Annotated in this window: 24 protein-coding genes; 22 read left to right on the top strand and 2 right to left on the bottom strand. The window is 62.3% G+C overall.

Features of this window, described 5'->3' with window-relative positions; all coding sequences use genetic code 11:
• The first annotated feature begins 15 nt into the window (after window positions 1-15).
• The 4 genes from BKP54_RS16210 to BKP54_RS16195 all read left to right on the top strand — a co-directional run bounded on the left by BKP54_RS16210 (window position 16) and on the right by BKP54_RS16195 (window position 1,954).
• Window positions 16-309: a YciI-like protein gene (locus BKP54_RS16210; protein WP_025425097.1), complete on the top strand. Its 294-nt coding sequence runs from the start codon at window positions 16-18 to the stop codon at window positions 307-309.
• 6 nt (window positions 310-315) lie between these two features.
• A complete protein-coding gene (locus BKP54_RS16205; RefSeq protein WP_025425096.1) occupies window positions 316-747 on the top strand; it encodes an EVE domain-containing protein in 432 nt (143 codons plus the stop codon).
• Between the two features lie 67 nt (window positions 748-814).
• Window positions 815-1,486 (top strand): methyltransferase, encoded by a 672-nt coding sequence (locus tag BKP54_RS16200; RefSeq protein WP_057221796.1) that lies wholly within the window; start codon window positions 815-817, stop codon window positions 1,484-1,486.
• Between the two features lie 60 nt (window positions 1,487-1,546).
• On the top strand, window positions 1,547-1,954 hold the full coding sequence (locus tag BKP54_RS16195) for a DUF1761 domain-containing protein (RefSeq protein ID WP_057221795.1): 408 nt from the start codon (window positions 1,547-1,549) through the stop codon (window positions 1,952-1,954).
• Window positions 1,955-1,996: 42 nt separating this feature from the next.
• Here the strand turns inward: BKP54_RS16195 and BKP54_RS16190 are convergent, their stop codons facing one another.
• Window positions 1,997-2,674, bottom strand: a complete 678-nt coding sequence (locus BKP54_RS16190; RefSeq protein ID WP_025425093.1) for a hypothetical protein — start codon at window positions 2,672-2,674, stop codon at window positions 1,997-1,999.
• A gap of 306 nt (window positions 2,675-2,980) precedes the next feature.
• Here BKP54_RS16190 and sdhC point away from each other — a divergent pair, with 306 nt between their 5' ends.
• The 18 genes from sdhC (at window position 2,981) to BKP54_RS16100 (ending at window position 21,427) form a co-directional block, all read left to right on the top strand.
• On the top strand, window positions 2,981-3,376 hold the full coding sequence (sdhC, locus tag BKP54_RS16185) for a succinate dehydrogenase, cytochrome b556 subunit (protein ID WP_025425092.1): 396 nt from the start codon (window positions 2,981-2,983) through the stop codon (window positions 3,374-3,376).
• A gap of 12 nt (window positions 3,377-3,388) precedes the next feature.
• The gene (gene sdhD / locus BKP54_RS16180) at window positions 3,389-3,769 is read left to right on the top strand and encodes a succinate dehydrogenase, hydrophobic membrane anchor protein (RefSeq protein WP_025425091.1); all 381 of its coding nucleotides are present in this window, start codon (window positions 3,389-3,391) and stop codon (window positions 3,767-3,769) included.
• A gap of 7 nt (window positions 3,770-3,776) precedes the next feature.
• Window positions 3,777-5,618, top strand: a complete 1,842-nt coding sequence (sdhA, locus tag BKP54_RS16175) for a succinate dehydrogenase flavoprotein subunit (protein ID WP_057221793.1) — start codon at window positions 3,777-3,779, stop codon at window positions 5,616-5,618.
• Between the two features lie 18 nt (window positions 5,619-5,636).
• Window positions 5,637-6,416: a succinate dehydrogenase iron-sulfur subunit gene (locus BKP54_RS16170; protein ID WP_025425089.1), complete on the top strand. Its 780-nt coding sequence runs from the start codon at window positions 5,637-5,639 to the stop codon at window positions 6,414-6,416.
• A gap of 331 nt (window positions 6,417-6,747) precedes the next feature.
• Window positions 6,748-7,287 (top strand): protease inhibitor Inh/omp19 family protein, encoded by a 540-nt coding sequence (locus BKP54_RS16165; protein WP_025425088.1) that lies wholly within the window; start codon window positions 6,748-6,750, stop codon window positions 7,285-7,287.
• Between the two features lie 62 nt (window positions 7,288-7,349).
• Window positions 7,350-8,504 (top strand): cell division protein ZapE, encoded by a 1,155-nt coding sequence (gene zapE / locus BKP54_RS16160; protein WP_057221792.1) that lies wholly within the window; start codon window positions 7,350-7,352, stop codon window positions 8,502-8,504.
• Between the two features lie 183 nt (window positions 8,505-8,687).
• Window positions 8,688-9,653: a malate dehydrogenase gene (mdh, locus tag BKP54_RS16155; RefSeq protein WP_025425086.1), complete on the top strand. Its 966-nt coding sequence runs from the start codon at window positions 8,688-8,690 to the stop codon at window positions 9,651-9,653.
• A gap of 110 nt (window positions 9,654-9,763) precedes the next feature.
• On the top strand, window positions 9,764-10,957 hold the full coding sequence (gene sucC, locus BKP54_RS16150) for an ADP-forming succinate--CoA ligase subunit beta (RefSeq protein WP_025425085.1): 1,194 nt from the start codon (window positions 9,764-9,766) through the stop codon (window positions 10,955-10,957).
• A gap of 17 nt (window positions 10,958-10,974) precedes the next feature.
• Window positions 10,975-11,877: a succinate--CoA ligase subunit alpha gene (sucD, locus tag BKP54_RS16145; RefSeq protein ID WP_057210840.1), complete on the top strand. Its 903-nt coding sequence runs from the start codon at window positions 10,975-10,977 to the stop codon at window positions 11,875-11,877.
• Window positions 11,878-12,147: 270 nt separating this feature from the next.
• Window positions 12,148-15,144: a 2-oxoglutarate dehydrogenase E1 component gene (locus BKP54_RS16140; protein ID WP_057221791.1), complete on the top strand. Its 2,997-nt coding sequence runs from the start codon at window positions 12,148-12,150 to the stop codon at window positions 15,142-15,144.
• Between the two features lie 63 nt (window positions 15,145-15,207).
• Window positions 15,208-16,449 carry a 2-oxoglutarate dehydrogenase complex dihydrolipoyllysine-residue succinyltransferase gene (gene odhB, locus BKP54_RS16135; protein WP_057221790.1) on the top strand — a complete coding sequence of 414 codons (1,242 nt, stop codon included), beginning with the start codon at window positions 15,208-15,210 and terminating at the stop codon, window positions 16,447-16,449.
• Between the two features lie 66 nt (window positions 16,450-16,515).
• Window positions 16,516-16,905: an MAPEG family protein gene (locus BKP54_RS16130; protein WP_057221789.1), complete on the top strand. Its 390-nt coding sequence runs from the start codon at window positions 16,516-16,518 to the stop codon at window positions 16,903-16,905.
• Window positions 16,906-17,023: 118 nt separating this feature from the next.
• The gene (locus BKP54_RS16125; protein WP_057221788.1) at window positions 17,024-17,449 is read left to right on the top strand and encodes a VOC family protein; all 426 of its coding nucleotides are present in this window, start codon (window positions 17,024-17,026) and stop codon (window positions 17,447-17,449) included.
• Window positions 17,446-18,087, top strand: coding sequence for a LysE family translocator (locus tag BKP54_RS16120; protein ID WP_057221787.1), 642 nt, complete (start codon window positions 17,446-17,448; stop codon window positions 18,085-18,087). The genes BKP54_RS16125 and BKP54_RS16120 overlap by 4 nt, the downstream gene beginning before the upstream one ends.
• 2 nt (window positions 18,088-18,089) lie before the next feature.
• A complete protein-coding gene (locus BKP54_RS16115; RefSeq protein ID WP_057221786.1) occupies window positions 18,090-18,593 on the top strand; it encodes a hypothetical protein in 504 nt (167 codons plus the stop codon).
• A complete protein-coding gene (locus BKP54_RS16110; RefSeq protein WP_057221785.1) occupies window positions 18,590-19,342 on the top strand; it encodes an SDR family oxidoreductase in 753 nt (250 codons plus the stop codon). Before BKP54_RS16115 ends, BKP54_RS16110 begins: the two co-directional genes overlap by 4 nt.
• 25 nt (window positions 19,343-19,367) lie before the next feature.
• Complete coding sequence (gene lpdA / locus BKP54_RS16105) at window positions 19,368-20,774, top strand: dihydrolipoyl dehydrogenase (RefSeq protein ID WP_057221784.1); 1,407 nt, start codon at window positions 19,368-19,370, stop codon at window positions 20,772-20,774.
• Window positions 20,775-20,947: 173 nt separating this feature from the next.
• Window positions 20,948-21,427 (top strand): DUF2867 domain-containing protein, encoded by a 480-nt coding sequence (locus tag BKP54_RS16100; RefSeq protein WP_057221814.1) that lies wholly within the window; start codon window positions 20,948-20,950, stop codon window positions 21,425-21,427.
• A gap of 235 nt (window positions 21,428-21,662) precedes the next feature.
• Here BKP54_RS16100 and BKP54_RS16095 read toward each other — a convergent pair whose 3' ends face one another.
• Window positions 21,663-22,742, bottom strand: a complete 1,080-nt coding sequence (locus tag BKP54_RS16095; protein ID WP_057221783.1) for a TraB/GumN family protein — start codon at window positions 22,740-22,742, stop codon at window positions 21,663-21,665.
• Window positions 22,743-22,820: the final 78 nt, after the last annotated feature.

Raw genomic sequence — 22,820 nt, 5'->3', positions numbered from 1 at the left:
AACTCAGGAGGAAGCATGCTCTTCGCACTTCAATGCACCGACAAATCAGGCGCGCTGCAGCTTCGGCTGGACACGCGTCCGGATCACGTCGCCTATCTCAACGACCTCAATGCCAAGGGCATTCTGAAGATGGCCGGCCCCTTCCTCGGCGACGACGGCAAGCCGACCGGAAGCCTGGTGATCGTCAAGACCGAGACGATCGACGATGCGCGCGCCATCGCCGAAGCCGATCCCTACGCCAAGGCCGGCCTGTTCTCCAACGTCGAAATCAAGGCCTTCAACTGGGTCTTCAACAACCCGGAGGCTTGAGGCGCGATGGCATTCTGGCTTTACAAATCCGAGCCCTTCAAGTGGTCCTGGCAGATGCAGAAGGATGCCGGCGCGAAGGGCACCGAATGGACCGGCGTGCGCAACTACCTCGCACGCAACAACATGCGGGCGATGCAGATCGGCGACAAGGGCTTCTTCTACCACTCGAACGAAGGGCTTGAAATCGTCGGCATCACCGAGGTCTGCGCGCTTTCGCATCCGGATTCGACCGCCGAGGGCGATGCCCGCTGGGACTGCGTCGACATTCGCGCTGTTCGCGACGTGCCGCGCCCGGTGACGCTGAAGGAGATCAAGGATAACCCCAAGCTCGCCAACATGGCGCTGGTCACCAGCATGCGCCTTTCAGTCCAGCCGGTCACCGAGGACGAATGGATCGAGGTCTGCCGCATGGCCGGGTTCGACAGTCCGCCACGGTAGCTTTGTTTTTCCGCGTGATTTATCCGAAAACCGGCTCCCGCATTTCGGATCACGCTCGGAGTGTTTCTTGAAGACCGATCCCGAAAGCTTCATCCGCGCCAACACCGACGTTCTGTCGCCGCCGCATGTGCCGGAAATCCGGCTGCATCTGGCGACGGAAGCGCATGAGCTCTGGCTGAAAACCGAGGAGGAGCTGGAGGAAATCGGTCTGCCGCCGCCGTTCTGGGCCTTTGCCTGGGCCGGCGGGCAGGGGCTCGCGCGTTATATCATCGATCATCCGGAGGTCGTTCGCGGCCGACGCGTCGTCGACTTTGCCTCGGGCTCCGGGCTGGTCGCCATCGCCGCGATGAAGGCGGGGGCGGCTTCTGTTCTTGCGGCCGATATCGATCCCTGGGCCGAGACGGCGGTGCGGCTCAATGCCGAACTGAACGGCGTCGATATTGCCTACACCGCAGAGGAAATTACCGGCCGCGATCTGGCCGCCGACCTCTGCCTTGCCGGCGACGTCTTCTACGACAAGTCCTTTGCCGAGCGCCTGCTGCCCTGGTTTACGGCGCTCAGCTCCGGCGGCGCGACCGTCATCGTCGGCGATCCCGGCCGCTCCTATTGTCCGCGCGACAGGATGACGGCGCTGGCGACCTACGAAGTGCCGGTCACAAGGGCGCTTGAAGACAGCGAGGTCAAGCGCACGACGGTCTGGCAGTTCGGCGCATCAACGGCTCCTTCCGTGCCCGATTGACAGCGGCAACGCATTCGCTTCCAACTTCCTAAAAACGATAAGGGGATGAGGGGAACGAAGATGGCTTTTGCGGGCATGAACTATCTGGCGGTGCTGATTGCCGCCATTGCGGCCTTCGTCATTGGCGCCGGCTATTACGGCGTTCTCGGCAAACCCTGGATGAAGGCGGCGCGCATCGACCCCGCGACGGCGCAGATGTCGCCGGTTCTTTTCGCGATTTCCTTTGTCTCGGAACTAGTGATGGCGACGATGGTCGCCGGTGTCGTCGGCCATCTCGGCCCGGGCCAGGTCACCGCTTTTAACGGCATTGTCTCCGCGTTCTTCCTGTGGCTCGGTTTCGTCGCAACCAGCATGGTCGTCAATCACCGCTACCAGGGATTCGGCTGGAGCCTGTCGCTGATCGACGGCGTGCACTGGCTGCTGGTGCTGTCGGCGATGGGCGCCATCATCGGCGCCATGGGCGTGTGACCGCGCGCAGGCCCGGTGGCTCCTCGGTGGGAGCCGTCACCGCTATCGCCGGATCACGCAGACGCCGTGCTCCCAGGCGCAGGCGCGATTGAACGTTTTCGGCGACATCACGATGATCTTTGCGCGCTTCACCTGCGGCGGCGGCGTAAACTGGCCGTCGTCATAGTAGCTGTAGTTGCCCTCCTGGCTGAAGTAGATGCCGTTGCCGGGATCCCTATAGGCCGAAATGCCGCCGGCATAGGTGCCGATGCTACCGATCGTGTCCGGGAAGCCATCGCCGCCGTAGATATCAAGCCGTTCACCGCCGTAGCTATCCGGGCGATGATCATAGCGGTCGCCTGATGTCCAGATGTTACGCACTGCCTGGTCCCGCCCCCAGCCGTCGCGATAGCGCAGGCGTTCGCTATATTGCCTGTCGTAAGGACGATACCGGGGAAAGCGGATATGCCGGGTCCGGGTCTCGACTTCTGGCGGTCCGTTCTCGGCGGCCCACTGGTTGCGTGGCAGGCGATTGCGGCTGTACGTTGTGCCGTAGCCCATGCGGTCGAACTCGTGGCGACTGAAGGAACGATGCGAATACAGCCTGATGTGTCGGGTGCGCGTCTGCACTTCCCGTGGCCCGCCCCAGTCTCCCGCCCGCACCGGCAGGCAGGCAGTCGCGACAAGCAGGCCCGCAAGTGCTAGAACTTTGGTCGCATGGAATGCCCGCAACAGAGTCATTCTGTCCGTCCTCCGCAAAACGCTTAACAAATCGTTAACCGCACTCTGGGGCAATTCCGCTGGAAAGTCACGGATTTGGTTATGGTTTTCGCCCGTATCGTTAACTGGGCGCCACGTCTCGGTCGGACCTGAAAATGCCGCTTTTCGTCTAATCGATTAAATTGATTTTGCACTGCAAACACACTTGTCGTTAAGCAATATGGTGATTAAAGGTCCGAAGGACTGAATTGCGCACAATCAGGTGCGATACCGGACTAAAATCGTCCACTTTTTGGGCGTGAATCCGGGCATTTCCGTGAGGTTCCGATGACGGATGTCACAAGAAGCCGGCCGCTGTCGCCGCATCTTCAAATCTATAAGCCTATCCCGACAATGGTGATGTCCATTGTGCACCGCATTACCGGCGGCGCGCTCTACTTCGGCACCATCCTCGTTGCCTGGTGGCTGATCGCCGCCGCGTCCGGCGAAGCGTACTACGACTGGGTCAGCTGGCTGTTCGGCACGCTTCTCGGCAAGCTGGTGCTCTTCGGCTACACTTGGGCGCTGGTGCACCATATGCTCGGCGGCCTGCGCCACTTCATGTGGGACCTCGGCTACGGCTACGAGAAGCACTTCGCCACCAAGCTGGCCAAGGCAACGATCGTCGGGTCGGTAGCGCTTACCGTGCTGATCTGGGTGGTCGGCTATCTCGTGCGGTACTGAGGGGACAGGACCATGAACATGCGCACACCTCTCAGCAAGGTCCGCGGCTACGGCTCCGCCAAGGAAGGCACTGACCACTTCTGGCGCCAGCGCGTCACGGCAGTCGCCAACGTTCCGCTCTTGATCTTCTTCGTCATCTTCCTCGTTCGTTATGCCGGCGCTCCCCATGCGGAGGTCGTTTCGGCCCTTTCGAACCCCTTCGTCGCCGTGGTCATGGGCCTGGTCCTGCTTTCGGGACTGATCCACATGAAGCTCGGCATGCAGGTGATCATCGAGGATTACGTGCACGGTGAAGGCGCGAAGATCGCCCTTCTCATGCTCAACACATTTTTCGCGATCGTGGTTGGCGGGCTCTGTCTTTTCGCCATCCTGAAGATCGCTTTTGCAGGGTAATTTCGTCATGGCATCGAACAGTTCACCCGCTGCAAACGGCAAGGCCTACCAGTATGTCGACCACGCCTTCGACGTCGTCGTCGTTGGCGCCGGCGGCGCCGGCCTGCGCGCCACGCTGGGCATGGCGGAGCAGGGCCTGAAGACGGCCTGCATCACCAAGGTCTTCCCGACACGCTCGCACACGGTTGCCGCCCAGGGCGGCATCGCCGCCTCGCTGCAGAACATGACGCCGGACAGCTGGCAGTGGCACCTCTACGACACCGTCAAGGGCTCCGACTGGCTCGGCGACGTCGACGCCATGCAGTATCTCGCCATGGAAGCGCCGAAGGCGGTCTATGAGCTCGAGCACTACGGTGTGCCCTTCTCGCGCAACGAGGAAGGCAAGATCTACCAGCGGCCGTTCGGCGGCCACATGCAGAACTATGGCGAAGGCCCGCCGGTGCAGCGCACCTGCGCTGCCGCCGACCGCACCGGTCACGCCATCCTGCACACGCTCTATGGCCAGGCGCTGCGCAACAACGCCGAGTTCTTCATCGAGTATTTTGCGCTCGACCTGATCATGTCGGACGACGGCCGCTGCACCGGCGTCGTCGCCTGGAACCTCGACGACGGCACCATCCACCGCTTCTCCGCCAAGATGGTGGTGCTTGCGACCGGTGGTTACGGCCGCGCCTACTTCTCGGCAACCTCCGCTCATACCTGCACCGGTGACGGCGGCGGCATGATCGCACGCGCCGGCCTGCCGCTGCAGGACATGGAATTCGTCCAGTTCCACCCGACCGGCATCTACGGCGCAGGCTGCCTGATCACCGAGGGTGCGCGCGGCGAAGGCGGCTATCTCGTCAACTCCGAAGGCGAGCGCTTCATGGAGCGCTATGCGCCGTCGGCCAAGGACCTTGCTTCGCGCGACGTCGTTTCGCGCTGCATGACGATGGAAATCCGTGAAGGCCGCGGCGTCGGCAAGAACAAGGATCACATCTTCCTGCATCTCGACCATCTCGATCCGGCCGTGCTGCACGAACGCCTTCCGGGCATCTCGGAATCGGCAAAGATCTTCGCCGGCGTCGATGTGACCCGCGAGCCGATCCCGGTCCTGCCGACCGTGCATTACAACATGGGCGGCGTGCCGACCAACTACTGGGGCGAAGTCTTGAACGCCGACAGCCAGAACCCGGAGCGCATCGCGCCCGGCCTGATGGCCGTGGGCGAGGCCGGCTGCGCCTCGGTGCACGGTGCCAACCGTCTCGGCTCCAACTCGCTGATCGACCTGGTGGTCTTCGGCCGCGCCGCCGCCATCCGCGCCGGCCAGGTCATCGACCGCAACGAAGCGATCCCGGCGATCAACGTTGCCGCCTGCGACAAGATCATGGCCCGCTTCGACGCCCAGCGTTTCGCCAACGGCTCGACGCCGACGGCGGTGCTGCGCGAAAAGATGCAGCGCGCCATGCAGGAAGATGCGGCCGTGTTCCGCACGCAGGAATCGCTGGAATCGGGCTGCAAGCGCATCTCGGCGATCTGGAAGGAACTGCCCGACGTCAAGGTCACGGACCGGTCGATGATCTGGAACTCCGATCTCGTCGAGACGCTGGAACTGCAGAACCTGATGGCCAACGCCATCACCACGATCTACGGCGCCGAAGCGCGCAAGGAGAGCCGTGGCTCGCACGCCCGCGAAGACTATACCGGCGGGGCGCTTGGCGGCCGTGACGACGTCAACTGGCGCAAGCACACGCTCGCTTGGGTCAACGAGGCCGGCGACGTCAAGCTCGACTATCGCCCTGTTCATACCGACCTGATCGCCGAAGGCATCGATCCGAAAAAGATCGAGCCCAAGGCTCGCGTCTACTGATCTTGAGGAATTAGGCACATGGTTGAACTCGCTCTCCCCAAGAACTCGCAGATGACCGAAGGCAAGGTCTGGCCGAAGCCGGAAGGCGCGACCAATGTTCGCGAATACCGCATCTACCGCTGGAACCCGGATGACGGCGCCAATCCGCGCATCGATACCTTCTATATCGATATCGACGATTGCGGCCCGATGGTGCTCGACGGTCTGCTCTACATCAAGAACAAGATCGATCCGACACTGACGCTGCGCCGCTCCTGCCGCGAAGGCATCTGCGGCTCCTGCGCGATGAACATCGACGGCACCAACACGCTTGCCTGCACCAAGGGCATGGATGAGGTCAACGGCACGGTGAAGGTCTATCCGCTGCCGCATATGCCCGTGGTCAAGGACCTGGTGCCGGATCTCACCCACTTCTATGCCCAGCACCGCTCGATCGAGCCCTGGCTGAAGACGGTCACGCCGACGCCGGCCAAGGAATGGAAGCAGAGCCATGAGGACCGTCTGAAGCTCGACGGCCTCTACGAATGTATCCTGTGCGCCTGCTGCTCGACCTCCTGTCCGAGCTATTGGTGGAACGGCGACCGTTACCTCGGTCCGGCTGTTCTGCTGCAGGCCTATCGCTGGCTGATCGACAGCCGCGATGAAGCGACCGGCGAGCGCCTCGACAATCTCGAGGATCCGTTCCGCCTCTATCGCTGCCACACGATCATGAACTGCGCGCAGGCCTGTCCGAAGGGTCTCAACCCGGCCAAGGCGATCGGCGAGATCAAGAAGATGCTGGTCGAGCGTCGGGTCTGATCCGAGGTAATCGACGCGCTATCGCATATTGCGGCGGGCCCTGTGCCCGCCGTTTGCGTTTTCTCTTCGCCGGGTGAAGGAGCTTCCTCGAACGGCCTTGTTTGTCCGTCCGGCAATCGTTGATTGTGCCGGCGCAAGACAGTCATTTCGGTCACCTGAAGCAACATGCTGCCGGGCCAGAAGTCGTCATTGTCCCGTTCGCGCAGACGTTTCAATCCTGCAACAGGTAGACATGAATCGTCGTCCCTTGATTTGACAGGTGGATTTGCTGTATTTCGGCCTATATTATCGCGTTGCATCATGGTTCGCGGAACACATCGGGAGTAAAGATATGCGGGTTATTCATGCGGCGGCGGGGCTGGCGGTTGTGCTTGCGCTGACCGGATGCCAGCGGACATCCATGGGTGGCTTCAGCTCCCAGGATTCTTCACCTGCTCCCCTCCAGGCCCAGCCCGTACCGTCGGTCTCGTCGAACCAACTCCCTGATCCCACCGGCAACACGTCACAATTCCCGGCTGCACCGACGGCGGGAACGGCAATGGCCGGTGCCGCTCAACCTGGTACCCAGGTAGCAGCAGCCACCAACGCGCTCGATGTGACCAAGGAATCGATGGTCGGCAACTGGCGCGTTTCGAGCGCCGGCAGCTCCTGCGACATGTTCCTGACGCTGACCAACCTCGGCAGCGGTTCGCGCGGCGGCACGCGTGGTTGCGCCGGCGAGCTGACGGCTATGGGTTCCTGGGAAGTGGCCGGCAAGCAGGTCGTCCTCAAGGACCGCACCGGCAACGCCATCGCTCGCCTTTACAAGACGGCCGATGCGCGCTTCGACGGCTCCACCAATGGCGGCCAGCCGGTCAGCCTCAGCCGCTAATGACCTGGTCCAGCCCGGCTAATCGCCGGGCTTCTTGTTTTCCGGTCCACCTCGGGTGAGACGTGCTCAATCCTGACGACAGCATCTACCGCAAGCTCGAAACACTCGTTCAGAGCGGCGAGCGAAAACGCGATCCGGCCCAGTTCGCGATCGCCCGGCGATTCGATCATCTTTCGGCCGAGCTCCTGGCAAGCAGGCCGTCGCGCAAGACCAATGCGCTCGGCTGGCTCTTTGCCTCGCGCAAGAAGGATCATCCCCCGGTCAAGGGGCTCTACATCCATGGCGGTGTCGGTCGCGGCAAGACCATGCTGATGGACATGTTCTTCCAGGCGGTGCCGATCCAGCGCAAGCGCCGGGCGCATTTTCACGAGTTCATGGCCGACGTGCATGAGCGGATCTACAGGCACCGCCAGAAGCTGAAGAACGGCGAGACGAAGCAGGCCGATCCCATTCCGCCGGTTGCCTCCGACCTCTTCGGCGAGGCGCGGCTCCTCTGCTTCGACGAATTCACGGTGACAGACATTGCCGATGCGATGATCCTCGCCCGGCTTTTCAGCGAACTCTTCGCCAAGGGCTGCGTGTTGATCGCAACCTCCAATGTGGCGCCTGACAATCTCTACCGCGACGGTCTCAATCGCGGGCTCTTCCTGCCGTTCATCGATCTCCTGAAGGCGAATGCCGAGATCATCTCGCTCGACACCGATACCGACTACCGCCTGATGAAGACGGACGGCAGCCCGGTGTGGATCTCACCGCTCGGACCCGAGGCCGACGCGGCGATGGCGCAGGCCTGGAACAGGCAAACGGCAGGGGCCGCCGTCGCGCCCGCCGAGGTGCCGCGCAAGGGCCGCAAGATTCCGGTGCCGGCAGCAGCCGGAAAGGCGGCCCGTTTCAGCTTCACCGACCTTTGCCAGCAGCCGCTCGGTGCTGCCGACTATCTTGCGATCCTCGAGCGCTATTCCACCCTCTTCGTCGATCACGTGCCGCATCTCGGGCCGCATGTGCGCAACGAAACCAAGCGCTTCATCCTGCTGGTCGACACGCTCTACGACAACGGCGCCCGCCTCTTTGCCTCGGCCGCTGCCGAACCGCAGAACCTTTTGACGCTGAAGAAGGGCACGGAAGGCTTCGAGTTCGACCGGACCGTTTCGCGGCTGATCGAGATGCAGAGCGCGGAATATGCGGCAGAACATCCTGAAAATATTGCGGTTTCGTGACGCGCGAATGACGATAATTCTTACGTTTACGTAAGAATTTTATGATCTAACCGATTGAAATTGTTCCATCCAAAAGTATCGATTGATATTTCAACGATTGCCGTTTAATGGCTTCCGGCGAAGGTTTGGCGTTTGCGGCGTTTCAGGCCTCGATCAGTTTGGGATCACAAAGGAAGCACTTTCATGGCGCGCAACAAGATCGCACTTATCGGTTCAGGGATGATTGGTGGCACGCTGGCGCATCTCGCCGGCCTGAAGGAACTGGGCGACATCGTCCTCTTCGACATTGCCGACGGCATCCCCCAGGGCAAGGGCCTCGACATCGGCCAGTCCTCCCCGGTCGAAGGCTTCGACGTGAACCTGACGGGTGCCAGCGACTATTCCGCCATCGAAGGCGCCGATGTCTGCATCGTCACCGCCGGTGTCGCCCGCAAGCCGGGCATGAGCCGCGACGATCTGATCGGCATCAACCTCAAGGTCATGGAACAGGTTGGCGCGGGCATCAAGAAGTACGCCCCGAACGCCTTCGTGATCTGCATCACCAACCCGCTCGACGCCATGGTCTGGGCGCTGCAGAAGTTCTCCGGCCTGCCGAAGAACAAGGTCGTCGGCATGGCCGGCGTTCTCGATAGCGCCCGCTTCCGCCTGTTCCTCGCCCAGGAATTCAACGTTTCGGTTCAGGACGTCACCGCCTTCGTTCTCGGCGGCCACGGCGACACCATGGTGCCGCTCGCCCGCTATTCGACCGTTGCCGGCATTCCCTTGACCGACCTCATCCAGATGGGCTGGGTCACCAAGGAACGCCTCGAAGAAATCATCCAGCGCACCCGTGACGGCGGCGCCGAAATCGTCGGCCTGCTCAAGACCGGCTCTGCCTACTACGCACCGGCCGCCTCCGCGATCGAAATGGCTGAAGCCTACCTCAAGGACAAGAAGCGCGTTCTGCCTTGCGCGGCACACCTGACCGGTCAGTACGGCGTCAAGGACATGTATGTCGGCGTTCCCACCGTCATCGGTGCCGGCGGCGTCGAGCGCATCATCGAGATCGACCTCAACAAGGCCGAGAAGGAAGCTTTCGACAAGTCGGTCGCTTCGGTCGCCGGCCTTTGCGAAGCCTGCATCGGCATTGCGCCGAGCCTGAAGCAGTAATCGCGTCCCGTTGAGCGGATGCCTGCATTCGCTCGACCTTTTGTTTTTGCCGCATTTTCGCGGGCGGGTATTTCCCCCGCCTGCAAAATGCTCCAGACAGGAAAAACACCATGAACATTCATGAATATCAGGCCAAGGCTCTCCTGAAGAGCTACGGCGCGCCGGTCGCGGAAGGTGTCGCGATCTTCTCCGCCGACGAAGCAGAAGCGGCTGCCAAGAAGCTCCCGGGCCCGCTCTACGTCGTCAAGAGCCAGATCCATGCCGGCGGTCGCGGCAAAGGCAAGTTCAAGGAACTCTCCGCCGACGCCAAGGGCGGCGTTCGTCTTGCTTTCTCGATCGATGAAGCCAAGGCTCATGCCAAGGACATGCTCGGCAATACGCTCGTCACGGCGCAGACCGGCCCTGCCGGCAAGCAGGTGAACCGCCTCTACATCGAGGACGGCGCCGACATCGATCGCGAACTCTATCTTTCGCTGCTCGTTGACCGCTCGGTCGGCCAGGTTGCCTTCGTCGTTTCGACGGAAGGCGGCATGGACATCGAGGCTGTTGCGCACGACACGCCGGAAAAGATCGTCAACGTCGCGATCAATCCGGAAGCTGGCGTCACCGCCGCTGATCTCGCCAAGCTCACCTCGGCCCTGAAGCTCGAAGGCGAAGCCAAGGCCGACGCCGAAAAGCTCTTCCCGATCCTCTACAAGGCCTTTGTCGAGAAGGACATGAGCCTGCTTGAGATCAACCCGCTGATCGTCATGAAGAACGGCCGCGTGCGCGTTCTCGATGCCAAGGTCTCGTTCGACGGCAACGCCCTGTTCCGCCACGACGACATCAAGGCGCTGCGCGACGAAACCGAAGAAGACGCCAAGGAAATCGAGGCCTCCAAGTGGGACCTCGCCTATGTGGCGCTCGACGGCAACATCGGCTGCATGGTCAACGGCGCGGGTCTTGCCATGGCGACGATGGACATCATCAAGCTCTACGGCAAGGAGCCGGCGAACTTCTGCGACGTCGGCGGCGGCGCCGGCAAGGAGAAGGTCGCGGCAGCCTTCAAGATCATCACGGCCGACCCGAAGGTCGAGGGTATCCTCGTCAACATCTTCGGCGGCATCATGAAGTGCGATGTCATCGCTGAAGGTGTCGTTGCGGCCGTGCAGGAAGTCGGCCTCAAGGTTCCGCTGGTCGTGCGTCTCGAAGGCACCAATGTCGAGCTTGGCAAGAAGATCCTGAACGAATCCGGCCTGGCGATCACCGCCGCCGACGATCTGGACGACGCTGCCAAGAAGATCGTTGCCGCGATCAACGGCTAACTGAAGGACCAGACCTCATGTCGATTCTCGTTAACAAGAACACCAAGGTCCTCGTTCAGGGCCTGACCGGCAAGACCGGCACCTTCCATACCGAACAGGCGCTTGCCTACTATGGCACGCAGATGGTCGGCGGCATTCACCCGAAGAAGGGTGGCGAAACCTGGACCGGTTCCAAGGGCGAAACCCTGCCGATCTTCGCGTCGGTTGCCGAAGGCCGTGAGAAGACCGGTGCGGACGCATCCGTGATCTATGTTCCGCCGGCAGGCGCCGCGGACGCGATCATCGAGGCGATCGATGCGGAAATCCCGTTCATCACCTGCATTACCGAAGGCATCCCGGTTGCCGACATGGTGCGCGTCAAGGCTCGTCTCGACCGCTCCAAGTCGCGCCTGCTCGGCCCGAACTGCCCCGGTATCCTGACGCCGGAAGAATGCAAGATCGGCATCATGCCGGGCTCGATCTTCCGCAAGGGTTCGGTTGGCATCGTCTCGCGCTCCGGTACGCTGACCTATGAAGCCGTGTTCCAGACCTCCAACGAAGGCCTCGGCCAGACGACGGCCGTCGGCATCGGCGGCGACCCGGTCAAGGGCACCGAGTTCATCGACGTGCTCGAGATGTTCCTCGCCGACGAGGCCACGACCTCGATCATCATGATCGGCGAAATCGGCGGCTCGGCCGAAGAGGATGCGGCGCAGTTCCTCATCGACGAGGCCAAGAAGGGTCGCAAGAAGCCGATGGCCGGCTTCATCGCGGGCCGTACCGCGCCGAAGGGCCGCACCATGGGTCACGCCGGTGCCGTCGTTTCCGGCGGCAAGGGCGATGCGGAATCCAAGATCGCTGCGATGGAATCGGCAGGCATCCGCGTGTCGCCATCGCCGGCTCGCCTCGGCAAGACGCTGGTCGAAGTCCTCAAGGGCTGACCTCAGAATTGCGTCATCGGGGCCGGCCATCAAAGCCGGCCCCGATGACCGCACTGCCTGCACAAGTCCTTCGGTCGGCATCGATTTAAGGACAAGATCATGCAGCAGGTTGAAAGTGTTACAGCGCCCTTCGCGCGTCCTGATCGACGCACGGCGCTGCAAGGACCCAAAAGCAGGGCGCACTGGATGCGTCTGACAATGATGAACGACCGGGAAAACCCGGCATCCCAACTTAAGTCAGGAGGCGGACCAAAACGTCCGCGAGAACCCATGGCAAGGCAAGAGGCCAACGAGCAATTCCAGCTCACATCGTTTCTGGACGGCGCGAACGCCGCCTATATCGAGCAGCTCTATGCACGCTACGAAACGGATCCGTCGTCCGTCTCGGCTGAATGGCAGGCCTTCTTCAAGGCGCTGGCCGACAAGCCGGAAGACGTGGTGAAGGCCGCCAAGGGCGCCTCCTGGAAGAAGCCCAACTGGCCGATCGTCGCTAATGGCGAACTCGTCTCGGCGCTCGATGGCGACTGGGGTAGGGTCGAAAAGGTCATCGAGAAGAAGGTCAAGGCGAAGGCGGAAGAAGCCGCTGCCGTCACCGGCACCGCCGTGAGCGCGGCAGATATCCATCAGGCGACGCGCGATTCCGTTCGCGCCATCATGATGATCCGCGCCTATCGTGCGCGTGGCCACCTGCATGCCAAGCTCGATCCGCTCGGCCTTGCTGCCCCGGTCGATGACTACAACGAGCTTTCGCCCTCGAACTACGGGTTTGAGGAGAAGGATCTCGACCGCAAGATCTTCATCGACAACGTGCTCGGCCTCGAATACGCGAGCATTCGCGAAATGGTCGAAATCCTCGAGCGCACTTATTGCTCGACGATCGGCGTCGAATTCATGCACATGTCAAACCCGGAAGAGAAAGCCTGGATCCAGGAACGCATCGAAGGTCCGGACAAGGGCGTCGAGTTCACGCCCGAGGGCAAGAAGGCGATCCTGCAGAAGCTGATCGAGTCGGAAGGCTTCGAGCAGTTCATCGACGTCAAGTACAAGGGCACCAAGCGCTTCGGTCTCGACGGCGGCGAATCGCTCATTCCGGCGCTCGAGCAGATCATCAAGCGCGGCGGCCAGGAAGGCCTGAAGGAAATCGTTCTCGGCATGGCCCACCGCGGCCGCCTGAACGTGCTTTCCCAGGTGATGGCAAAGCCGCACCGCGCCATTTTCCACGAATTCAAGGGCGGCTCCTACGCTCCTGATGACGTCGAAGGTTCGGGCGACGTGAAGTACCACCTCGGCGCTTCCTCCGACCGCGAATTCGACGGCAACAAGGTTCACCTGTCGCTGACGGCGAACCCGTCGCACCTGGAAATCGTCAACCCTGTCGTCATGGGCAAGGCCCGCGCCAAGCAGGACCAGATGGCGACAGTGTTCGAAGGCGACATCATCCCGTTGCGCGAACGCTCAAAGGTCATGCCGCTCTTGCTGCACGGCGATGCGGCGTTTGCCGGCCAAGGCGTCATTGCCGAAATCCTCGGCCTGTCCGGCCTGCGCGGTCACCGCGTTGCCGGCACGGTCCACTTCATCATCAACAACCAGATCGGCTTCACCACGAACCCGGCCTTCTCGCGTTCGTCGCCCTATCCGTCGGATGTGGCCAAGATGATCGAGGCGCCGATCTTCCACGTCAACGGCGACGATCCGGAAGCGGTCGTCTACGCTGCCAAGATCGCCACCGAATTCCGGATGAAGTTCCACAAGCCTGTCGTCATCGACATGTTCTGCTACCGCCGCTTCGGTCACAACGAAGGCGACGAGCCTGCGTTCACGCAGCCGAAGATGTACAAGGTCATCCGCGCCCACAAGACCGTCGTCCAGCTCTACTCCGACCGCCTGGTCGCCGAAGGCCTGATGAGCGAAGGCGAAGTCGAGAAGATGAAGGCCGATTGGCGCGCCCATCTCGAGCAGGAGTTCGAGGCTGGCCAGTCCTACAAGCCCAACAAGGCCGACTGGCTGGATGGTGTCTGGTCGGGCCTGCGTTCGGCCGACAACCAGGACGAACAGCGTCGCGGCAAGACCTCCGTGCCGATGAAGCAGCTCAAGGAAATCGGCCGCAAGATCGCCGAGATCCCGGCCGGCTTCAATGCGCACCGCACGATCCAGCGCTTCATGGAAAACCGCGCCAACATGGTTTCGACCGGCGAGGGGATCGACTGGGCGATGGCTGAAGCGCTTGCGTTCGGCACGCTCGTCACGGAAGGCACGAAGATCCGCCTTTCGGGCCAGGACTGCGAACGCGGCACCTTCTCGCAGCGCCACTCGGTTCTCTACGATCAGCAGACCGAAGACCGTTACATCCCGCTTGCCAACCTCGCGCCGACCCAGGCCCGCTACGAAGTCATCAACTCGATGCTTTCGGAAGAGGCCGTGCTCGGTTTCGAATACGGCTACTCGCTGGCCCGTCCGAATGCGCTGACGCTCTGGGAAGCCCAGTTCGGCGACTTCGCCAACGGTGCACAGGTCGTGTTCGACCAGTTCGTCTCGTCGGGCGAACGCAAGTGGCTGCGCATGTCTGGCCTCGTCTGCCTGCTGCCGCACGGCTATGAAGGTCAGGGTCCGGAGCACTCCTCCGCCCGCCTCGAACGCTTCCTGCAGCTCTGCGCGGAAGACAACATGCAGGTCGCCAACGTCACGACGCCGGCGAACTACTTCCACATCCTGCGCCGCCAGGTGAAGCGCGACTTCCGCAAGCCGCTGATCCTGATGACGCCGAAGTCGCTGCTGCGCCACAAGCGTGCGGTTTCGAGCCTGTCGGAAATGGCCGGCGAAAGCTCGTTCCACCGTCTGCTGTGGGATGACGCCGAGGTCATCAAGGACGGCCCGATCAAGCTGCAGAAGGATTCGAAGATCCGCCGCGTCGTGCTCTGCTCCGGCAAGGTCTACTACGATCTGCTCGAAGAGCGCGAGAAGCGCGGCATCGACGATGTCTACCTGCTGCGCGTCGAACAGCTCTATCCGTTCCCGGCCAAGGCGCTGATCAACGAGCTCAGCCGTTTCCGCAACGCGGAGATGGTCTGGTGCCAGGAAGAGCCGAAGAACATGGGCGCCTGGTCGTTCATCGACCCGTACCTGGAATGGGTGCTGGCTCATATCGACGCCAAGTATCAGCGCGTGCGCTACACCGGCCGTCCGGCTGCGGCATCGCCGGCAACGGGCCTGATGTCGAAGCACATGGCGCAGCTGGCCGCCTTCCTCGAGGACGCGCTGGGGGGCTGATCCTGCCCCCTTGGCGCCGAGCCAATCGATAGAAACAGATATCTGATCAACGGAACAAAAATCATGGCAACAGAAATCCGCGTTCCCACCCTTGGCGAATCCGTCAGTGAAGCGACCGTCGGCACCTGGTTCAAGAAGGTCGGCGATGCCATCAAGGCAGACGAGCCGCTGCTCGAACTCGAAACCGACAAGGTGACGATCGAAGTTCCGGCTCCCTCGGCCGGCGTTCTCTCCGAAATCGTTGCCCTGGCCGGCGAAACCGTCGGTCTCGGCGCGCTGCTCGGCCAGATCGCCGCCGGCGCTGGCGCCGCTGCTGCCGCTCCGGCTGCTGCCGAGAAGAAGGCCGAGCCGGCTGCTGCCGCTCCGGCTGCCCAGCCCGCAGTTGCCGCTGCCGCACCGACCGCATCGTCGATGCCGCCGGCTCCGTCCGCCGGCAAGCTGCTTGCCGAAAACAACCTCTCGGCCGACCAGGTCGATGGTTCGGGCAAGCGCGGCCAGGTCCTGAAGGGGGATGTGCTCGCCGCGGTCGCCAAGGGCATTTCGGCACCGGCCGCTTCCGAGCCGGTCAAGGTCCAGGCCCGCGCGCCGTCGACTACCGAGGACGTCGTTCGTGAAGAGCGTGTCAAGATGACCCGCCTGCGCCAGACGATCGCCCGTCGCCTCAAGGACGCGCAGAACACCGCCGCCATGCTCACCACCTACAACGAAGTGGACATGAGCGCGGTCATGAGCCTGCGCAACAAGTACAAGGACATCTTCGAGAAGAAGCATGGCGTGAAGCTCGGCTTCATGGGCTTCTTCACCAAGGCCGTCACCCATGCGCTGAAGGAAATCCCGGCCGTCAACGCCGAAATCGACGGCACCGACGTCATCTACAAGAACTTCTGCCACATCGGCGTCGCCGTCGGCACGGACAAGGGTCTTGTCGTTCCGGTCGTTCGCGATGCCGACCAGATGTCGATCGCCGAGATCGAGAAGGACATCGGCCGCCTGGGCAAGCTTGCTCGCGATGGCCAGCTCTCCATGGCCGACATGCAGGGCGGCACCTTCACCATCTCCAATGGCGGCGTCTACGGTTCGCTGATGTCGTCGCCGATCCTGAATGCGCCGCAGTCGGGCATCCTCGGCATGCACAAGATCCAGGACCGTCCGGTCGTGGTCGGCGGTCAGATCGTCATCCGTCCGATGATGTACCTGGCGCTGTCCTATGACCACCGCATGGTCGACGGCAAGGAAGCGGTTACCTTCCTCGTGCGCGTCAAGGACAGCCTCGAGGATCCGGAACGTCTGGTTCTCGATCTCTAAGGCAATGACGGGGGCGCAATCGCAGCCCCCTTTTGCTTCTCCGGCCCGTTCTTTCCGGATCCCCTGATGTCGCTGGAACTGACCTACCTGCTCTGGAGTGCCGTGCTCGCCTTCGTCTATGTAATGGCGCAGGCGGGAACCTATAGGCTGCAGAACGGCATCATCGAAGCCGACACCAATCGCGATGTGGCGCCCGAGCCGAACGTCTTGACGGGACGAGCCACCCGGGCGCTGCGCAACTTCCATGAAACCTATCCGGTCTTCATTGCGCTTGCCGTCGTGATCGAGTTTTCGGGTCGAAGCGACGCGCTCAGCCAATGGGGCGCGATGATCTGGTTCTGGGCAAGGGTCGCCTATCTGCCGATCTATATCGGCGGTCTCGGGCTTGTCCGCTCGGCTGTGTGGACGGTGTCTGCCGCCGGGCTCATACTGATGCTGGCAGGTATTCTCGTCTAGAGCGTTTCCGGTTTTAAGCGGAGTCTTGGAAACGCTCGATCTATTTGTTTTTACGCATTTCCTGACGGGAAACCGCTTCGTACTTTTCCTGGAAATGCTCTAGACGGAGGAGCACGACATGGCATTCGGATCCGACGTACCGCCTATCCAGGCACACATCTGCGTCAAGGACGGGTTGGCGGCAATCGCCTTCTACGAGAAGGCATTCGGTGCGGTGAACACGTTCCATCAGATGGCCGAAGACGGCAAGCGCGTGATGCACGCCAACCTGGCGCTGTTCGGCGGCGAGGTCATGATGCACGACGAGTTCCCCGAATTCGGCGGCAGCGTGCTGTCGCCGCTGACCGTCGGCGGCACCGGCGTGGCGATCAGCATCAACCTGCCTCAAGCGGGCGATGTCGATGCGGCCTATGTCCGGGCCATGGCGGCCGGGGCATCGACAGTTCTGGAGCCGCAGGATACGTTCTGGCAGGCGCGTTATGCGCGCATCAGGGATCCCTTCGGCCACGTCTGGGCCTTCAACGCACCGGTCGCACAATCATGAGCCAATATCTTTTCGAACTCGCATCGCTGATGGCGATCTTCACCTTCGCCATCGTCTCGCCCGGCGCCGATCTGGCGATGGTCATGCGCCAGTCGATCGTCCATGGCCGCCGTCAAGCGATCATCACATCCTTCGGTATCGGCAGCTCGCTGATGTTCCACGTGACCTATACGATCCTCGGTCTCGGGCTGATCATTTCGCAGTCGATCTATCTGTTCAACATCGTCAAATGGTGCGGTGTGGCTTACCTGATCTATATCGGGATCAAGGCGCTGCGGGCCGGCCAGACGGAGATTTCGGTCGACGCCGCACCATCAGGCGAACCGGCAAGGAGCCAGTCCGCGATCAAGGCGTTCGGCCTCGGCTTTGCGGCAAATGCGCTCAATCCGAAAGCGGTGTTCTTCTTCCTGTCGATCTTCTCGACGGTCGTTGGCGCCCACACGCCGATCATGATCAAGTTTGGCTACGGGCTGGTGATGGCAACCTGCCTCATCCTGTGGTTCGTTGGCGTCAGCCTGTTCATGACCACGCCGCGCATGCGCGCCGCCTTCACCCGCGCCAGCAAGTGGATCGACCGCACCAGCGGCCTGGTGTTCATCGCGCTCGGCCTGAAGCTCGCGACCGAGAAGGCCGTTTGATCATGGTCATTGTCCGTTCTCTGCTCGTCGCTGCACTCGGCGCCGTGGTCGCCACGCCGGCGCTTGGCCAGGAATGCAGCCAGGCGCGCGCCATCTATGGCGACCGCGACGGCGCCTATGAGCTGCGCTTCGAGCCGGTGGGATCGGAAAGTGCGGTGACAAGCAATCTTTTCAAGATCGCGGTTCTGAAACCGGGCCTGTTGCTCGACGGTGTCGTCATGCCTTCCGGCGAGCCGGAACGCGCGACCGGCATCGTCATGCACAAGTGCCCCACCGGTGACGTCACCGGCGAAGAGCTTCGCAAATGCACCGTCTGGCAGGGGCCTGTCTATTCCGTCGGCAAGACGGGTGCGATCGACGCGATTCCGGCCGAAACCGCGCCGGCTGCACACCAGATCCTGCTGCCGGATTTCGGCCCCGCCCTTCGCGCGTCGAGCGCCTGGGGCAAGGGCAAGGCCGAAACAGACAGCTGGGACGCCTTCACTCTCAAGGGGTGCGCCGAATGAGTGCTGCGCCCGTTGTTCTCGTCACCGGCGGCAGCCGTGGCATCGGGGCAGCTGTCTGCCTCGGCGCCGCCAGAGCCGACTGGTCCGTCGTCGTGAACTACGCATCGAACGCCGAGGCGGCAGATGCGGTCGTGGCCACGATCCGGAAGGGCGGCGGCTCGGCGATCGCGGTCAGGGGCGACGTCGGGTCCGATGCGGACATCAAATCGATGTTCGCCGCCGTCGACAAGGCTTTCGGCCGGCTCGACGGGCTGGTCAACAATGCCGGAATCGTCGGCCCGACCCAGCGCATCGACGAAATGTCGGTTGAGCGGCTCGAGCGGATGTTCCGCATCAACGTGACCGGTTCGATCCTGTGCGCGGCAGAAGCCGTTCGCCGCATGTCGACGCGTCACGGCGGCAAGGGCGGCGTGATCGTCAATATCTCGTCGGTTGCGGCCGAACTCGGCTCCCCGGCGCAATATGTCGACTATGCCGCCTCGAAGGGCGCGATCGACACGTTCACGATCGGTCTTGCGCGCGAAGTCGCCACCGAGAGCGTGCGCGTCAACGCGGTTCGCCCCGGCATCATCGACACCGAAATCCACGCGTCCGGCGGCCTGCCGGACCGGGCACGCGATCTCGCGTCAACCATCCCCGTCCAGCGACCCGGCACGGCCGAGGAAGTGGCGGATGCGGTTCTTTACCTCCTGTCCGATAAGGCGACTTACGTGACGGGAGCCATTCTCAATGTCAGCGGCGGACGGTAACCGTCCCTGAAGGAAGGATAATCCAATGGCTTATGATCTCATCGTTATCGGCAGCGGCCCAGGCGGCTATGTCTGCGCTATCAAGGCGGCACAGCTCGGCCTGAAGGTTGGCGTCGTCGAAAAGCGCGCCACCTATGGCGGCACCTGCCTCAACATCGGCTGCATTCCGTCGAAGGCCCTGCTGCACGCTTCGGAAATTTTCCACCAGGCCGGCCACGGCCTGGATACGCTCGGCGTCGAAGTCGGCGCGCCGAAGCTCAACCTCGAAAAGATGATGGCGCACAAGGACGCGACGGTTAAGTCCAACGTCGAGGGCGTTTCCTTCCTGTTCAAGAAGAACAAGATCGACGGCATCCAGGGCACCGGCAAGGTGCTCGGCCAGGGTAAGGTCTCGGTGACCAACGACAAGGGCGAAGAGCAGGTTCTGGAGACGAAGAACATCGTCATCGCCACCGGTTCCGACGTTGCCGGCATTCCGGGCGTGTCGGTCGAGATCGACGAGAAGGTGATCATCTCGTCCACCGGCGGCATCGCGCTCGAAAAGGTGCCGGCGAACATGATCGTCGTCGGCGGCGGCGTCATCGGCCTCGAGCTAGGCTCGGTCTGGGCCCGTCTCGGCGCCAAGGTGACCGTGGTCGAATATCTTGACGCGATCCTCGGCGGCATGGACGGCGAAGTCTCCAAGCAGTTTCAGCGCATGCTCGCAAAGCAGGGCATGGAGTTCAAGCTCGGTGCCAAGGTGACCGGCGTCGTCAAGGACGGCAAGGGCGCCAAGGTGACGTACGAGCCGGTCAAGGGCGGTGACGCCGTGACGCTCGATGCCGACGTCGTTCTGATCGCCACCGGCCGCAAGCCCTACACTGACGGTCTTAGCCTCGCCAAAGCCGGTGTCGTCATGGACAAGCACGGCCGCGTCGAGATCGACAACCATTTCCAGACGAGCGTTGTCGGCGTCTACGCCATCGGCGACGTCGTGCGCGGCCCGATGCTGGCGCACAAGGCCGAAGACGAAGGCGTTGCTGTTGCCGAGATCCTCGCAGGTCAGGCCGGCCACGTGAACTACGACGTCATCCCCAGCGTCGTCTACACCCAGCCGGAAGTCGCTTCCGTGGGCAAGACCGAGGAAGAACTGAAGGCTGCAGGCGTCGCCTACAAGGTTGGCAAGTTCCCGTTCACGGCCAACGGTCGTGCGCGGGCGATGCAGGCGACCGACGGTTTCGTCAAGATCCTCGCCGACAAGGAAACCGACCGCGTTCTCGGCGGCCACATCGTCGGCTTCGGCGCCGGCGAGATGATCCACGAGATTGCCGTTCTGATGGAATTCGGTGGCTCGTCGGAAGATCTCGGCCGCACCTGCCATGCACATCCGACCATGTCGGAAGCGGTCAAGGAAGCGGCGCTGTCGACCTTCTTCAAGCCGATCCATATGTGACGATTTGGCAGGGGGCTGCGACAAGCGGCCCCCTGTCTTGCGCCGACATTAGGCGCGATCATCGACCCCATGCGCTTGCGACGGAAAGCCGTCGCTCTTGGCAATTGCGCAATTCCCGGGAAAACCGTTTCACCAGTTTCCTGGAATTGCTCTCGCTGCCGCCACGAGGGATCATGAAACCTAGACCCGCCACCGTTCTTTTGCCGAGCCCGCATCTGCCGGATGCCGATTGGGCTGATCGTTTCGAGCTTGCCCTGAACGGAAAGGGGCTGACGGCGATCGAGGTGGCCGAGCGCTCGCTCGGCAATTCTCCCGCCTGGGTTCGCACCCTGCTTAAGCTTCGCAACCGGGTGGTATCGGTGGCCGGCCTCAAGTCGGAGGCGCCTTCACCGGGCAAGCTTGGCCTTATCGGCCCGTTTCCGGTGCTGTCTCGAAGCGACGACGAGGTCGTGCTCGGCTTCAACGATGCCCATCTCGATTTTCGCATCGTCGTTGACGTCAGGGCGGGATCGGCCGTCAACCAGATCATCGGCATGACGACACTGATCCGGCGTCACAACACGCTCGGGCGCGTCTACCTGGCGGCAGTCATGCCGTTTCACAAGGTCATCGTGCCGACGCTGCTGGCGGGCGCAGCGAGCCCACGTGGCTGAGCGGCATCACCGCCCTCTGTCGAGGATAGAGACCGATCATGCCGCGCGGCAGACTTCGGGACCGGCTCTTGTGTCAATACTACGGCGCCGCGCGTCTTGTTAGACGCGTAAAGGTCGCTTTAGCACTTTGAATTGCTGCATGTTTTTATCCTTAGACCGGATACGATTTCAGGAAGCATGCAGTCGCTTGAAGACGGAAGGCGCCCGTGGCCGGCATCCCTGCCGGCCGGTTCCGTCAGTTGGCGCGGGTGACCGAGAAGCCCTGGCGCTTGAGCAGTTCGACCAGGCCCACGTCGCCGGCAAGATGCAGGGCACCGACCGCCATGAAGACGTTGCCGTTGCCGAGGATCGGCTCGGCGCGTGTCGCCATCGTCTTGTTGCGGTCGATAATGATGCGCTGTTCGAAGTCGGCGTAGCCGGCGTCTTCGCTTGCCACATCTTCGGAAACGGCCTTCATCATCGGCATGATCATGCCGGTGTCGCCGGAGAGGTAGAGGTCGGTGGTGGTGGCGAGCACGTCGTCGATCGTCTTGCCGAGGGCGAGCGTCTCGATGAGGGCGCGCAGGTGCAGTTCGGTCGGCAGCGAATCCATCGCGGCCAGCTGCTCGATGAGGGTTTCAAGCCCCTTCAGCGTCTTGCCCTGGCTGACGGCGTCTTCAGCGAGCTTCATGTCGAGGAACGATGCGCCGGCCGCCTTGCGCGTCATCTCGCAGGCCGGCAGCGCGACGAAGCTCGCAATCATCCAGGGCTTCATCTTGGCAACCAGCGTCAGCGGTATGCCGCGCTCCTTGAGGCCGCGTTCGAGCCGCTCGCGGTCTTCAGGGTTGAGAAAATCGTTGATGGTCTTGTTGTCGGCAAACATGGTGAGGTCGGGCCGCATCAGGATGGCGGCGGCCGACTTCTTCTCGTCGATGATCTCGTCCGATTCGACGATGACGGTCGATGCCGTGGCGAAGGCATCGGCGGCACCCGTTGGCATCGCCAGTACGCGCGGATCGGTGACATGCATGGTGCCGAGTAGCCAGGAGGGGGCGATGCCATCCTTCTCGATCTTCCAGAATATGCCCTTGCCGTTCGGGATGGCGTCGGCTTCGGCTTTCAGCCTGGCGAGTTTTGCGGGGTCGGCTTTTTCGAGACCGGTGATGATGTTCGTACCGCCGCAGACGGCTTCGGCCGCGGCGTGCGCCTGCGAGATCGAGGCGACCATCGCAATGAGGCTGGCCGCGAGCAGCAGATGGATAAGCGCGATCAGCCAGAGGGCCATATCGGCGGCCCTGGCCGCGAGGTTACGGGCGGGCTTGGCGATCGAATACATGATCACTTCCTAATGTTCTGCCGAGTCTAGCGGACCCTACGCTTCGTCGGTCACGGCTTCCTTAATAGGTATGGTTAA

It is taken from the genome of Ensifer sp. 1H6, assembly GCF_001976035.1.
Taxonomy (GTDB): Bacteria; Pseudomonadota; Alphaproteobacteria; order Rhizobiales; family Rhizobiaceae; genus Ensifer; species Ensifer canadensis.
Note: the sequence above shows the minus strand (reverse complement) of the source record. Positions and strands in the feature narration are given on the sequence as shown.